The sequence below is a fragment of the Streptomyces sp. NPDC008086 genome (genome assembly GCF_042957325.1).
In the GTDB taxonomy this organism is placed as follows: Bacteria; Actinomycetota; Actinomycetes; order Streptomycetales; family Streptomycetaceae; genus Streptomyces.
Window position 1 is genome coordinate 166,047 of sequence record NZ_JBIBIA010000014.1, and the last position, 14,405, is coordinate 180,451.

Consider the following 14,405-nt stretch of genomic DNA (forward strand, 5'->3'; position numbering starts at 1 on the left):
GATGCGCTTCCGGCACCCCGACGGGTCCACCGTCCACCTCGCCTACTGCACCAACGTCCACCCCGCCGAAGCCCTCGACGGTGTCCTCGCCCAGCTGCGCGACCACTGCGAGCCGGTCCGCAGATGCCTGGGACGCGACCGTCTCGGCATCGGCCTGTGGCTCGCCGAGGATGCCGCCCGCGCGCTGATCACCGCCCCGGTGCCGCTGCGGGGACTGCGCGCCGAGCTGGACCGGCGCGGCCTCGAAGTGGTCACCCTGAACGGTTTTCCCTACGAGGGTTTCGGCGCCGAGGAGGTCAAGTACCGCGTCTACCAACCCGATTGGGCAAGCACCGAACGCCTGGAGCACACCACCGACCTGGCCCGGCTGCTGACCGCACTCCTGCCGGACGACGTCACCGAGGGCACCATCTCCACGCTCCCGCTCGCCTGGCGCACCGACTTCGACGAGCGCGCCACCGCCACCGCAGGTGAGGCCCTGACCACACTGTCCGAGCGGCTCGACGCGCTCGAGGAGCTGACCGGCAAATCGATCCGTATCGCCTCCCTACGTGCGGCTCAAGGCGGCCAAGGCGGTGGCCCGCAAGAAGCTCGGCATGCGCTACCGGCTCGCCGTCGTGCCCCTTGATCCCTCACCCATCCGCGGCAGCCACGGCCGCCGCCCCACGAGCGACGACGAAGGTCCGCTCGTCCTGGTCTCCACCCCCCGCGCAGTGTCCGGCCGCGTCGCGGTCACCGAAGTGAAGTCCCTTCTACTGCGGCTCGCCGGCCTTTCCTGAGGCGGCGGACGTCCAGCACCCGCAGCACCGTGACAACGAAAGAGAGCCCCACTGTGACCGCGTTCAACGACGAAGCCGTCACCGGCGACGACCTGCGCCGCACGCTCGGCGTCAGCCGCCGCCGTTTCCTCAGCACCTGCACGGCGACCGCCGCCGCGGCGGTCGCCGCCCCGGTCTTCGGCGCCACGCCCGCCCTGGCGCAGGACAGAACGGAGGCCGCCGGCTACGACAGAGGCCGTTCCGCCCTGGTCCCGCCGCACAAGCGAGGCATCATCCTCTACACCGTCCGTGACGCGATCGGCCGCGACCCGCTGGCCTCCGACCTGCCCTCCGGTTTCCGCGAGGTGTTCCGGCAGCTGTCGCGCTTCGGCTACCGCCAGGTGGAGTTCGCCGGCTACGGCCAGCACGCCAACGCGCCCGGCGGCGCCGACCTGGGCACCGTCGCGGGCGCCAAGCAGCTGCGCTCCTGGCTCGACGAGTACGGTCTGCGGGCGCAGGGCAGCCACGGCTACATCCCGCCGTCCTGGCCGCTGACCTCGTCCGACCTGGACACCTTCAAGCGCTTCCTGGAGATCGCCAACATCCTCGGCATGGAGCACATGGGCACCGGCGCCGACCCCACCAACACCCGCTACCGGGCCGACTGGGACGTGGCCGCGGAGAAGTGGAACACCCTGGGCGCCATCGCCCGCCGAGAGGGCATCAAGCTCTACACCCACAACCACGACGCGGCCTACGACTTCCTGCTCGACGGCGGCCCGCTCGACGCCCAGGGCCGGCCGACCCGCAGCTCCGGTGTCCGCAAGCTGGAGTACTTCCTGAAGATGACGGACCGCAAGAACGTCTATCTGGAGCTGGACGTCTTCTGGGCACACGTGGCCCAGTACAAGTTCCACACCTACACCGCCCATGACGGCTCGCAGCGTGAGGACGTCTTCGACCCGGCCGCACTCGTGGTCCGCAACACCAACCGCTTCCCGCTCTTCCACGCGAAGGACGGCGTCGTGAACCTCCAGAGCGGTCTGGGGTACGACATGGTGCCGTTCGGCACGGGCGACATCGACTACCGGAAGTTCTTCACCCGGGTGGGCGCGAAGAACTACCACAACCCGATGGTCGAGCAGGACAACGCACCCAGCGCCACCGTCCCCGGCCAGTCCCTTGAGTTCGCCAAGGTCGGACACGACAACCTCGCGGCCCTGCGCGCCTGCAACTGACAACACGTCATCTGCCTTTGTGCCAGGTGTGTTTCGGTGCCCGACGTACCGAGCGCGCCTGGCCGTTCACCCACTTCCATCCCGCAGCGGTCGGCCGACCGCGGACGCTCTTCGCAGCCGCCGACCAGACCGAAGGAGTTTGAGTGCGCAACAGACGGATCGTCAGCCTTGTCGGGGCGGCCGCCCTGGCCGGAGCCGTCGGGCTCCTGCCCGTCCCGGCGGCCCAAGCCCACCCGTCGGATCCCCTGCCGCCGGCTTCGTCGGACTTCCAGAAGGTCACCCTCAACGACCGTCCGGGGGAGCCCATGGCCCTGGCCGTCCTGCCCGACCGGCGCGTCCTGCACACGGCGCGCACCGGAGAGGTCCGCATCCACGACCCCAAGAGCGGCGTGAACTTCCTCGCCGCCGACATGAAGAAGAGTCCCGCCGGGCTCTACCAGCACGACGAGGAAGGCGTGCAGGGCATCGCCGTCGACCCCGGCTTCGCCAAGAACCGCTGGGTCTACCTCTACTACTCCCCGCGCCTCGACACCCCCATGGACGACCCGGCGACCCCGGGCGTCAACGAAGGGGACGCGCCGCAGTTCGGCACGGCGGCGGACTTCGCCAAGTACAAGGGAGTCACCCGGCTTTCGCGGTTCAAGCTGGAGGGCAACAAGCTCGACTACGCCACCGAGCAGAAGATCATCGACGTGCCGGCCGACCGCGGCATCTGCTGCCACGTCGGCGGCAAGATCGACTTCGACCGCAAGGGCAACCTGTTCCTGTCGACCGGCGACGACTCCAACCCGTTCTCCTCGGACGGATACGCCCCGCTCGACGACCGCGCCGACCGCAATCCGGCCTACGACGCGCGGCGCACCGCGGGCAACACCAACGACCTGCGCGGCAAGGTCCTGCGCATCAAGGTCAAGCGCAACGGCGGCTACGCGATACCCGACGGCAACCTCTTCGCCCCCGGCACGGCGAAGACCCGCCCCGAGATCTACGCCATGGGTCTGCGCAACCCGTTCCGCTTCGGAGTGGACGACAGGACCGGCGAGGTCTATGTCGCCGACTACTCGCCCGACGCGCGCAACGCCAACCCGGGCCGCGGTCCCGCCGGGCAGGGACGCTGGATGGTCATCGACCGCCCCGCCAACTACGGCTGGCCGTTCTGCGTGACCCAGGACCAGCCCTACCAGGACTACGACTTCGCCACCCAGACCTCCAGCGGCGCGTTCAACTGCGCGAAGCCGGTCAACGACTCCCGCCACAACACCGGCCGCAGCGAGCTGCCCCCGGTCGAGGACGCGGAGATCGTCTACGGCTACGGGGCCTCGGCGGAGTTCCCCGAGCTCGGCACGGGCGGTATCGGCCCGATGGGCGGCCCGGCGTACCGCTACGACAAGCACAACAAGGCCGCCAACCGCTGGCCCCAGTACTTCGACGGCAAGCCGCTCTTCTACGAGTGGACCCGCGATCAGATGAAGGCCATCACCCTCGGCAAGAAGAACGAGGTTCTGAAGATCGAGGACGCGATCGCCTCGATCAAGACGGACGGCCCGATCGACGCCGAGTTCGGCCCGGACGGCGCGCTCTACGTCCTCGAGTACGGCACCGGGTACTTCGCGGAACTGCCCGAGGCCCAGCTCTCCCGCATCGACTTCACGCGGGGCAACCGCACCCCGGAGCCCAAGGTCGCCGCGGACGTGACCAACGGCACCAGCCCGCTGGCGGTCCAGTTCTCCAGCGCCGGTACGCAGGACGCGGACGGTGACGCCCTGCGCTACGCCTGGGACTTCGACGCCGACGGCACAGTGGACTCCAGGGAGGCGAACCCGAAGCGCACCTTCGACAAGAACGGCGTCTACGACGCCACGCTGAAGGTCACCGACAGCACCGGCCGCTCGGCCTCCGCGTCCGTTCCCGTCGTGGTCGGCAACAAGGCGCCGGTCGTCTCCCTCACCACCGACCCGGCTCCGCACGGCGGCACCCCGTTCCACTGGGGTGACACGGTCACCTGGCAGGTCACCGTCACCGACGACCAGCCGGTGGACTGCGCCAAGGTCACCGTCTCGTTCATCCTCGGCCATGACACGCACGGCCACCCGCTGTCGACGAGCAACGGCTGCTCCGGATCGTTCAAGACCTTCGTGGACGGCGGTCACGCCGGTTCGGACAACCTCAAGGCGGTCTTCAACGCCACCTACACCGACACGCCCCCGGACGGCCTGCCGTCCCTCTCGGGCAGCGCCGAGGTCGCCCTGACCCCGGCCGACTGACCGGCGGCGCCCACAGTGGCGGGACGCAGCCCCTGTGGGCGCGCCCCGCCACGAACGCGCGTTGGGGGCCGGCCTCTTGCCGTACTTCATCGGCACCGGCTTGTTGCGCCGGGCGCGATCCTCGGGTTGAGGTACCGGGAGCGCAGGGTGAGGGACAGACCCGGGCGAGGGCCGTCCAGCCGAGCAGGGCGAAAGCGATGGTGGAGCTGGCGGAACGGACGATGTTGCCCGGACAGTTACGGGCGACGTTCCCCGCGGGCGTCTCGTTGAGCTTCAACGGCATCGACGATGGGCGGACACGCCGCTCACTGGCGACCTGACCGCGCCCTACCAAGGCGTCCGGTTGGACTCTGGGTCCTTGGCGATCTCGGACCCCGCTTCCCGGGGGGGACCATGCAGGCAACTCAGGGCTATTGCGGTCGTTGTCGGGGTATGCCACGCATGGCATGAAGCACGGTGGCGTGGGTTGTGCCCTAGCAGAGCCGTAAGCCGCTCGCTACCGGCCACCGAGGGACAGGGGGCCTCGCCCGCTGCGCAAGAGGGGGGCGTGATACGGATGAATCTGCTCACGAGGGGGGCAGTTCCGCGACAGGAGTGGAAGTCCGCGAAAGCCGCGGCCGGTGGCCACGATCCCGGCGCTACTGTCAGCCATCGGCAGCCGGACCGGCACGCCGCCCCTTGCCGAGAGTCCCACCCAACGCTGTTCGATCGTAACCAGCTGATCCTGGACGAAAACAGCCCGTGCCATCACGATCACATGCTGGGCGGCTCGCGTACGCGCAGCCCCATCCTCCCCCGCCACGCAGCAGGTGCCTGGAGCTGACGCATTGCCTTGAGGAACGATACTGAGGAGTCGATTGTGGCCGACCCGACCGGACCCGTACGCGGCCCGTTCCCCATGACCCGCCCCCGTGCCATCGCTGGTGAGGCTCATCCCGGCGCGGGCGAGTGTGTGGTCGTCCTTCTCGGCACCGCGCTGCACTGCCTGTCCACGGGGGAGCTGCCTACATCTGGACAGCGGTGGTTCCGGCCCACGAGTAGGTACTGGGTCGTCGATGTCGCGGTGAAGAGCATGTCTCTTGCAGTTGAACTCGACAGCGCCGACAAGGGCCTGCGTTTCCACGGCACCGTCGATGTCGACTGGCGCATCGCCGACCCCAAACTGGCGGTGCAGCGGGGGGATTTCAATGTGGAAAGGCTACTCAGGCGTCTGATCATGCCTCGCCTCACCGCTGCCGCGAAGAAGTGCTCCTACGACGCCGTGCAGGATCTGGAGGAGAGCCTCGATCGCGAGCAATTCACTGGTGAGAGTGGCGATGGTCTGCTGAAGGTCGTGGACGTCAGCTTTGATTTGCGTCCGGATCCCGGAGCCTTCGAGGTTGAGCGTGCCGGATCCCTGGACCAGATGCGGCGCAGTCAAGCCATGGAGGTAATCGAGCAGGGCGAGGCCGGGATCACCGCCCTCGCGATAAGCCTGGGTCCGGATCGTGCGATGGAGGTGTACCGCAACATGCGCGATGACCGGCGTTTCACGTTTCTCGCGCAACTGGAGCTCACCAAGGCCGTGCAAGCGCTGGCGGACAGCGAGGAGCCTGAGCGGACGCGCGCCATCCAGGAGTTGCTGGCCCGGCTGGGAGAGTCCCTACCCGGGGAACTACCCCTGCCACGTCCTGCCGATGGTCTCCTCCAACTCGACGGGGCGCGACCGGGGTCCCGGGACGGCACCGGCACCGATCCCGACGAAGACAACACGGAAACTCGTACACGGCACGTTGACGAATAAGGGATCGGCCACCTGTGATCGAACCCTTCAAGGACTTAGGGGAGGTGTGGCAGGACGCCTTCTCATGGTTCGTCTATCCGATTCGCATGCCGCTGCTGATCGTCGCCTGGGTCTTGTTGATTCGGCTGCTGACGCCATGGCTGGTGCACCCCCTGGGTGGAATCATCTCCTGGACGAGTCCGAAGCTGGCGCGGCTTGTCGGGACCGTGTTACTCGCCCCGGAGTACGCGTACACGATGCGGCTCATGAACCAGGGTGCCGGTATTCCCCTGGCCCTGCGGCTGTACGGTCATTGGGTGGAGAACGTAACGGACTGGACGACGGCGTCTGGCCGGGCTCTTGGCAGGCGCCTCCGAAAGCTTTCTTATGTCTCCACAGAGACCGCCATCGTGTTGGTTCTCCTGTACGTCGCCGTGTACAACGTGCACGCGGTGGGCCACGCCGGCCAGCCTGAGCCGCCGAAGGCGCCGGTGACGATCTGGTGGGAGTCGTTCCAGGTGTGGCTCGATGACCCACAGCGCCCGCTGTGGACGGACTCCCCTGCCGCGTCTCGGCCCCCGCAGCCCACGCCACAACCGTCGCCTACGGGAAAGTGACCGTGCTTGAGTGCGACAGCCGGCAGGCTGTCATGAGTCAGCCGCGTGCCCCGGTTCCACTGCGAATGACCTTCGGGCCGCCTCATGGGGAATTGCACTCAAGGTCGGGCCGGCCTCTTTCTCCAGAGCCGCGCTGCCCACCGGCGGATCGTCGACCGATCCGCAGCCTTCGGCACGGGATCGATTCTCGCCCTGTCGCGCCAAGCCAGGACCTCGCGTCGAGAGAGCAGGGTGTCGGGGTGGTCGGGGCCTTGCACCCGCTGCCGGTCCGACACCAGGGCCGCGAACGCCTCCGCGGCCCCCGCCGCATCCCCAGCCTCCCCCCGCCAATGGGCCAGGTTGTGGCGGGCGGCCAGCGTGTCGCGGTGGTCAGGCCCTTGCACCCGCCGCCGGTCCGACACCAGGGCCGCGAACGCCTCCGCGGCCCCCGCCGCATCCCCAGCCTCCCCCCGCCAACGAGCCAAACTGTGACGAACCGCCAGCGTGTTTGGGTGGGTGGGGCTCTGAGCACGCAACTGATCCGCCAGCAACTCCGTCAAGGCCTCAGCCGCCCCCACCGCATCCCCCGCCTCTCCCCGCCAGCGAGCCAGGCTGTGCTTCACAGCCAGCGTGTTCAGGTGCTCAGCCCCCTGCACACGCAACTGAACCGTCAACAACTCCGTCAAGGCCTCAGCCGCCCCCACCGCGTTGCCCAGCTCTCCCCGCCAGCGAGCCAGGCTGTGCTTCACAGCCAGCGTGTTCGGGTGTTCAGCGCCCTGCACCCGCACTTGGACCGCCACGAGCTCCGCGAGCGCAGCGGCCGCTTTGGCCGTGTGCCCGGACTCTCCCCGCCACCGGGCCAGGTTGTGGCGGGCGGCCAGCGTGTCGGGATGATCGGCGCCCTGCACTCGCCGCCGATCGGACACCAGGCTCGCGAACGCCTCCACGGCTCCCGCCGCATCCCCCGCCTCCCCTCTGCAGTGGGCCAGGTTGTGGCGGGCGGCCAGCGTGTCGGGATGATCGGCGCCCTGTACTCGCCGCCGATCGGACACCAGGTCCGCGAAGGCGTCCGCGGCCCCCGCCGCATCCCCCGACTCCCCGCGCCACGACGCGAGATTGTTCCGGGCAGCCATGGTGTCGGGGTGGTCGGCCCCAAGATGCTCGTCGGCCTTCTCGTGCACAGTGCGGAAGTGGTCAACGGCCGCGTTGAACTGACCGGACTCGCCAAGGCTTCTCCCGGCGCGATAGAGCACACGGTGAACACCGTCGGTGTACAGAGCTGCACCTTCGACCAGGTTCGCCAGGGCGCCGGTGTTCGCTCGCATCGCCTGCGCGAGGCGGGTGTCGAGTTCCGACTCGGGCCAAGCATCCATCAACGCATCAGCCACCACGTGGGCCATATGACGGCAGGCATCGGCAGAAAGACTGTCGCGCGTGGCGCGCTGGACCAGTTGGTGAACGCGGACGGCCGTGTGTGGTGTTGTGCGGGTGTGCTGGATGAGGCTGAGTCGGCGCAGCACGCTCAACGCCACGCGGACGTCCCGTTCAGGAACCTCCCTCCGGCCCTGAGCCTCGTCAGCCTGTTCTTGGGGGGCGCTGCTCCCCCGATGGAGGGCGAGGTAGTTGCGGGCGGGGGTGCTGGTGAGGACGGTGTCGGGGATGCCGTTGCCATCCAGGAAGGCGGCCAACTGGAGGAGAGGGCGGGCGAGCCCGGCGGGGCGGAGCCGGTCGGCATGCTCGATCGAAAGCGCCCAGGTGACGGCCACCGCGCGCTGCTGCCCGTCAGGCAGAGTGTCCGGCGCGGCATCACACAGGTGGGTGGTGTGGCTGGCGAGCAAGCGCCGGTAGTCGGCTGCTCGGGTACCGGTGTCGGTGAGGTAGGCGGCAGCCTGAGACAGCGCGAGCGGCAGATGGCCCAGGTCTTCGGCGAGGGCGGCCAGTTCGTCATGCGGCTCGGAGGGTGGGAGGGCGTGGGTGAGGTAAGCCAGGGACTCCGCGGGAGTGAATACTCCGACGAGGATTTGGTGACGCCCCGTGATCAGCGCAGCATCCTGACGGCGGGAAGTGACCAGAACCCGGCCCGTCGGACACGCTGGTGGCCACCGCCCGTTCAAATCCGCCGGATCACTCACATCGTCCAGCACCACGAGCCACCGGCAGACCTTCTGTCCCGCCTTGGGCTCCAGCCAGGCCAGGAACGCCGCAGCCGCGCCATCCGGATCAGCCGGGTCGACGCCCAAGAGGTCGGCGCCCGCGGCAGCGTACCCGCGCACGACGGCCTCGCGGTTGCCGGCGGTGATCCATACCAGCACATCCAGCTGCCCACTCCGCCAAATGCTGCGAGCGTAGTGGGCAGCCAGCTGCGTCTTCCCCACCCCGCCCAGTCCCACCACCACACCCGCTCGCGCGGTCGGTGCGTCCATCACCGCACCGTCGAGCGCGAGTGCGGCCGTCAGTCGGGCCCTTTCGGCGCGGTCCTGAAAGCACACTGCCTCTGGGGGAATCGTCCCGACCTGATGCGGCCACGGTTTCGGGGTACGCGGCCCGGCGTGGTTGTTCTGCACACCCACAACCGGGGCATGAAAGGTACCGTCCCGAAGATCGACCAGATCGCCCCGTGCCGGACCGGCGCTTGCGTCATCCTCCCGAGGCTGCATGCCCTCCACCACCTGTCCCCCACCCCGGCCACGCCGGCATCCCGAGCCTAGCCTCCATCGCGCATTCAACTGCGCTGCGTGTCGCAGCTGTTACCCGCAACACTCCCGGGTGGACGATCACGCAAGCGTCTCGGCGTCCTTGACGACGTTGAGCCGCGGGACGAGGTCCGCCGTCTCTTCGAGTATCTGCCGGGCGAGGAGCAGGCGTAGCGCGTGTGCGGTGCGGCGGACGTCCTGAGAGTCACCGAGGACGCCGAAGTCCTCATGGGCCGCGGGACAGCGCGGTGATTCGGTGTGGCTGCCGCCGCCCTCGCCCTGCACCAGAGGCCCGCCCCCGGCGAGGGAACAGTCACGAGATGCGGCGGACCCCACGCTCGTGCAGGACCGCGGTGTACACCTCCGCCGTCGTCGCGGCGGCCGTGTCCCAGCCGAAGGAGCGGGCGTGCCGGGCCGCGGCCTCGCCCATCCGGGTGGAGCGGCCCGGGTCGTCGGCGAAGCCGGACAGCGCCGCCGCGTAGTCCACCGGATCGTGACCCCGTACGAGAGCGCCGCTCACCCCGTCCTTCACCGCCACCGGCAAGCCGCCGACCTCGGCAGCGATCACCGGCGTGCCGCAGGCCTGCGCCTCGACGGCCACCAGGCCGAAGGACTCGCTGTAGGAGGGCATGACCAGCACGGACGCCGCCCGGTACCAGTCGGCGAGCTGGTCCTGACCGACCGGCGGCCGGAACAGCACGACGTCCGAGATGCCGAGGCAGGCGGCCAGCTTCTGCAGTCCCTCCGGCCTCGCCAGGCCGCTGCCGCTGGGCCCGCCCACGACCGGCACCACGATCCGTTCGCGCAGCCGCGGCCGCTGCTCCACCAGCCCGGCCACGGCGCGCAACAGGACGTCCGGTGCCTTCAACGGCTGTATGCGGCCCACGAACAGGGGGATCAGCGCGTCCTGCGGAAGGCCGAGGCGGGAGCGGGCCGCGGCCCGTCCGGCCTCGACACCCCGGATGTCGGGCCGGAAGCGCTCCAGGTCGACACCGGGGTGGACGACCGCGACCCGGCCGGTGTCGGCGTCGTAGTGGCGGAGGAGTTCCACCGCCTCCTTCTCCGTGTTGGCTATCAACCGGTCGGCGGCCCGTACGACTTGGGTCTCGCCGATGACGCGAGCGGCGGGCTCAGGGGTGTCGCCCTCGGCGAGGGAGGCGTTCTTGACCTTGGCCATGGTGTGCATGGCGTGGACGAGTGGGACGCCCCAGCGCTGGGCGGCGAGGCGGCCGACGTGGCCGGAGAGCCAGTAGTGGGAGTGGACCAGGTCGTAGTGGCCGGGGTGGTGGTCGGCCCAGGCCCGCGTGACGCCGTGCGTGAAGGCGCACAGCTGGGCCGGGAGGTCCTCCTTGGCCAGGCCCTCGTAGGGTCCTGCGTCCACGTGCCGTACCAGGACGCCTGGGGCGAGTTCGACGCTGGGCGGGAGCGTGGCGGAGGTGGCACGCGTGAAGATCTCCACCTCGATGTCGATGGCGGCGAGACGCTTGGCCAGTTCGACGATGTAGACGTTCATGCCGCCCGCGTCGCCGGTGCCGGGCTGGTGCAGGGGTGAGGTGTGCACGCTGAGCATGGCGACGCGGCGGGGGCGGCTGTGAACGCCGGGTGGCCGCAACCGGGGCGGGCCGAGGAGGGTGTTGCCGTGGCCGCGCCGGAACTCTTCGAGCCGGGTCATGTCCCCGCCCCTGTCGTCGCCCCGGCGTGCAGGTCGAGACGCTCCTCGCCCGCGTACACGTTCATGGAGCCGCCGCGCAGGAAGCCGACGAGCGTGAGCCCGGTCTCCGTCGCCAGGTCCACCGCGAGGGAGGACGGCGCCGAGACCGCCACCAGCAGGGGGATGCCCGCCATGACCGTCTTCTGCGCCAGCTCGAAGGACGCCCGCCCGGACACCAGCAGAACGGTCCGGGACAACGGCAGTCGGCCGGACCGGAGCGCGCGGCCGATCAGCTTGTCGACGGCGTTGTGCCGGCCGACGTCCTCCCGCAGGTCCAGCAGTTCGCCCTCGGGCGAGAACAGTCCGGCGGCATGCAGTCCACCGGTGCGGTCGAACACCCGCTGCGCGGCCCGCAGTCGGTCGGGCAGGGCGGCCAGCAGCTCGGGGGTGACCCGGACCGGGGGTGTGTCGGCGATCGGCCACCGAGCGGTGGTCCGTACGGCGTCCAGGCTCGCCTTGCCGCACAGGCCGCACGACGACGTGGTGTACACGTTCCGTTCGAGCGTGATGTCGGGCAGCGGCACCCCGGGGGCGAGCCGCACGTCGACCACGTTGTAGGTGTTCGAACCGTCGTCCGTGGCGCCCGCGCAGTACACGATGTTCGCCACGTCCTCGGCCCGGCTCACGACGCCCTCGCTCACCAGGAACCCGGCGGCGAGCGCGAAGTCGTCCCCGGGCGTGCGCATGGTGATCGCCAGCGGCTTGCCGCCGAGTCGGATCTCCAGTGGCTCCTCCGCCACCAGCGTGTCCGGGCGTGTGCTCACCGCACCGTCGCGCACCCGGACCACGCGCCGTCGCTCAGTGACCCGTCCCATGGCCTCACTCCCCCGCGCGTTCGAGGGCTTCGGCGGTTCGCCCCAGGCCGATGCCGTTGGTGGTCAGCGACAGCCGGGGGCGCGGTGCGAGGGCGGCGCACCGCTCGACGATTCCGACGAGGCCGGGGCGCGGCAGCGGCTCGCCGCCGGTGAAGCGGATCTCCTCGACGCCGCGTCGGGTGACCGCGATCCGGACCAGCCGTACGACCTCGTCGTCCGTGAGCAGGCCGGGCCTCGCCAGCAACCGCAGGCCCGCTTCCGGCATGCAGTACGTGCAGCGCAGGTTGCACCGGTCGGTGAGCGAGACCCGCAGGTCGGTGGCGACGCGACCGTAGGTGTCTATGAGCATGGCTGCCGCCCTTTCCCCTGCTTCGTCCCTGTCCCGCTGCGTCCGGCTCCTCAGCACTCGATGACGTTGACGGCGAGGCCGCCGCGGGCGGTCTCCTTGTACTTGATCTTCATGTCGGCGCCGGTCTCCTTCATGGTCTTGATGACCTTGTCGAGGGAGACGTGGTGGCGGCCGTCGCCGCGCAGCGCCATCCGGGCGGCGGTGACGGCCTTGACCGCGGCCATGCCGTTGCGTTCGATGCACGGGATCTGGACCAGGCCGCCGACCGGGTCACAGGTCAGCCCGAGGTTGTGTTCCATGCCGATCTCGGCGGCGTTCTCGACCTGTTCGGGGCTGCCGCCGAGCACCTCGGCGAGACCACCGGCGGCCATGGAGCAGGCCGAGCCGACCTCGCCCTGGCAGCCGACCTCGGCGCCGGAGATGGACGCGTTCTCCTTGAAGAGCAGGCCGATGGCGCCCGCCGCGAGGAGGAAGCGGACGATGCCGTCGTCGTCGGCGCCCGGCACGAAGTCGAGGAAGTAGTGCAGTACGGCGGGGATGATGCCCGCCGCGCCGTTCGTCGGGGCGGTGACGACCCGGCCGCCCGCGGCGTTCTCCTCGTTCACGGCCATCGCGTAGAGGGTCACCCACTCCATGGCACGCCCCGCCGAGTCGCCCTCGCTGCGCAGGGCCCGGGCCGCGGCGGCGGCACGTCGACGGACCTTCAGACCGCCGGGGAGGATGCCCTCGCGGCCCAGTCCGCGTGCGACACAGGCGGCCATGACCCGCCAGATCTCCAGCAGGCCGGCGCGGATCTCCTCCTCGGTGCGCCAGGCCTTCTCGTTCTCCAGCATCAGCGCGGAGATCGACAGACCGGTCTCCTTCGTCAGGCGCAGCAGTTCGTCGCCGGTGGTGAAAGGGTGGGCGAGCACCGTGTCGTCCAGCTTGATGCGGTCCTCACCGACCGCGTCCTCGTCGACCACGAAGCCGCCGCCCACGGAGTAGTACGTCTTCTCCAGCAGCGGCACGCCGTCGCCGTCGTACGCGAAGAGGATCATGCCGTTGGCGTGGTACGGCAGCGACCGCCTGCGGTGCAGGATCAGTTGGGTCGAGCTGTCGAAGGCGATCTCGTGGGCCGGTCCGATCTCGGCGCCGAGGAGGCGGATGCGTCCGGTACCGCGGATTCGCTCGACGTCCAGGTCGGCCTGGGCGACGTCGACCGTGTGCGGCTCGTAGCCCTCAAGGCCGAGCAGCACCGCCTTGGGGGTGCCGTGGCCGTGGCCGGTGGCGCCGAGCGATCCGAACAGCTCCGCCCGCACCGCGGCGGTCTGGGCGAGCACGCCGTCCTGCTTCAACCGGGCGACGAACATCCCGGCGGCGCGCATGGGGCCGACGGTGTGCGAACTGGACGGGCCGATGCCTATGGAGAACAGGTCGAAGACGCTGATTGCCACGCCATACTCCGTGCGATTGGCGGGGCGTGCCGAGCGGTCACGGCGCGCCCCTGGGAAGGGTGTCGGTCACAGGCCGGGGTAGAGCGGGTGCTTGTCGGCCAGGGCCTTGACCCGTGCCTTGAGCGCGTCCGTGTCGTACGACGGCTTCAGCGTCTCGGCGATGACGTCCGCGACCTCGGTGAAGTCCTCGGCCGTGAAGCCGCGGGTGGCCAGGGCGGGCGTGCCGATGCGCAGGCCCGAGGTCACCATCGGCGGGCGCGGGTCGTTGGGCACGGCGTTGCGGTTGACCGTGATGCCGACCTCGTGGAGCCGGTCCTCGGCCTGCTGGCCGTCCAGCTCGGACTCGCGCAGGTCGACCAGGATCAGGTGCACGTCCGTGCCGCCGGAGAGCACGTTCACCCCGGCCTCACGGGCGTCGGCGGCCGTCAGGCGCTCGGCGAGGATGCGGGCACCCTCGACCGTGCGGCGCTGGCGCTCCTTGAACTCCTCGCTCGCGGCGACCTTGAAGGAGACCGCCTTGGCCGCGATCACATGCTCCAGGGGGCCGCCCTGGAAGCCCGGGAAGACGGACGAGTTCAGCTTCTTCGCGAAGTCCTTCTTCGCCAGGATGATGCCGCCGCGCGGACCGCCCAGCGTCTTGTGCGTGGTGGACGTCACCACGTCGGCGTGCTCGACCGGGTTCGGGTGCAGGCCCGCCGCCACCAGACCGGCGAAGTGCGCCATGTCGACCCACAGGTACGCCTCGACCTCGTCGGCGATCCGGCGGAACTCGGCGAAGTCCAGCTG

10 protein-coding genes and 3 pseudogenes are annotated in these 14,405 nt (G+C 69.9%); 6 read left to right on the plus strand and 7 right to left on the minus strand.

The annotated features are described in order from the left end of the window. Nucleotide 1: 1 nt before the first annotated feature. The 6 genes and pseudogenes from ACFZBP_RS38025 to ACFZBP_RS38050 form a co-directional block, all read left to right on the plus strand. Nucleotides 2–541: pseudogene (locus ACFZBP_RS38025) on the plus strand (xylose isomerase); the annotation flags it as partial. Nucleotides 542–545: 4 nt separating this feature from the next. Then, a pseudogene (locus ACFZBP_RS38030) lies at nucleotides 546–779 on the plus strand (alkaline phosphatase family protein); the annotation flags it as partial. Between the two features lie 53 nt (nucleotides 780–832). After that, nucleotides 833–1,996, plus strand: coding sequence for a TIM barrel protein (locus tag ACFZBP_RS38035; protein ID WP_391420377.1), 1,164 nt, complete (start codon nucleotides 833–835; stop codon nucleotides 1,994–1,996). Between the two features lie 143 nt (nucleotides 1,997–2,139). Then, entirely contained in the window at nucleotides 2,140–4,260 is a 2,121-nt protein-coding gene (locus tag ACFZBP_RS38040; RefSeq protein WP_391420379.1) for a PQQ-dependent sugar dehydrogenase, read from the plus strand. Between the two features lie 859 nt (nucleotides 4,261–5,119). Continuing rightward, nucleotides 5,120–6,043, plus strand: coding sequence for a hypothetical protein (locus tag ACFZBP_RS38045; protein ID WP_391420381.1), 924 nt, complete (start codon nucleotides 5,120–5,122; stop codon nucleotides 6,041–6,043). A gap of 14 nt (nucleotides 6,044–6,057) precedes the next feature. Beyond that, nucleotides 6,058–6,639, plus strand: coding sequence for a hypothetical protein (locus ACFZBP_RS38050; protein ID WP_391420383.1), 582 nt, complete (start codon nucleotides 6,058–6,060; stop codon nucleotides 6,637–6,639). A gap of 98 nt (nucleotides 6,640–6,737) precedes the next feature. On the opposite strand, the gene ACFZBP_RS38055 is transcribed toward ACFZBP_RS38050, so the two are convergent. The 7 genes and pseudogenes from ACFZBP_RS38055 to glyA all read right to left on the minus strand — a co-directional run. Continuing rightward, on the minus strand, nucleotides 6,738–9,275 hold the full coding sequence (locus ACFZBP_RS38055) for a tetratricopeptide repeat protein (protein ID WP_391420385.1): 2,538 nt from the start codon (nucleotides 9,273–9,275) through the stop codon (nucleotides 6,738–6,740). Between the two features lie 117 nt (nucleotides 9,276–9,392). Beyond that, entirely contained in the window at nucleotides 9,393–9,596 is a 204-nt protein-coding gene (locus tag ACFZBP_RS38060) for a hypothetical protein (RefSeq protein ID WP_391420387.1), read from the minus strand. A gap of 28 nt (nucleotides 9,597–9,624) precedes the next feature. Next, a complete protein-coding gene (gene mshA / locus ACFZBP_RS38065; protein ID WP_391420389.1) occupies nucleotides 9,625–10,983 on the minus strand; it encodes a D-inositol-3-phosphate glycosyltransferase in 1,359 nt (452 codons plus the stop codon). Next, on the minus strand, nucleotides 10,980–11,837 hold the full coding sequence (fdhD, locus tag ACFZBP_RS38070) for a formate dehydrogenase accessory sulfurtransferase FdhD (RefSeq protein WP_391420391.1): 858 nt from the start codon (nucleotides 11,835–11,837) through the stop codon (nucleotides 10,980–10,982). The genes mshA and fdhD overlap by 4 nt, the downstream gene beginning before the upstream one ends. A 10-nt stretch (nucleotides 11,838–11,847) precedes the next feature. After that, nucleotides 11,848–12,186 (minus strand): annotated as a pseudogene (locus ACFZBP_RS38075) (radical SAM protein); the annotation flags it as partial. A gap of 50 nt (nucleotides 12,187–12,236) precedes the next feature. Further along, nucleotides 12,237–13,619 carry an L-serine ammonia-lyase gene (locus ACFZBP_RS38080; protein WP_391420393.1) on the minus strand — a complete coding sequence of 461 codons (1,383 nt, stop codon included), beginning with the start codon at nucleotides 13,617–13,619 and terminating at the stop codon, nucleotides 12,237–12,239. Nucleotides 13,620–13,685: 66 nt separating this feature from the next. Continuing rightward, nucleotides 13,686–14,405 (minus strand): serine hydroxymethyltransferase (gene glyA, locus ACFZBP_RS38085; RefSeq protein ID WP_391420395.1); only part of this gene is annotated, 720 nt, incomplete at its 5' end.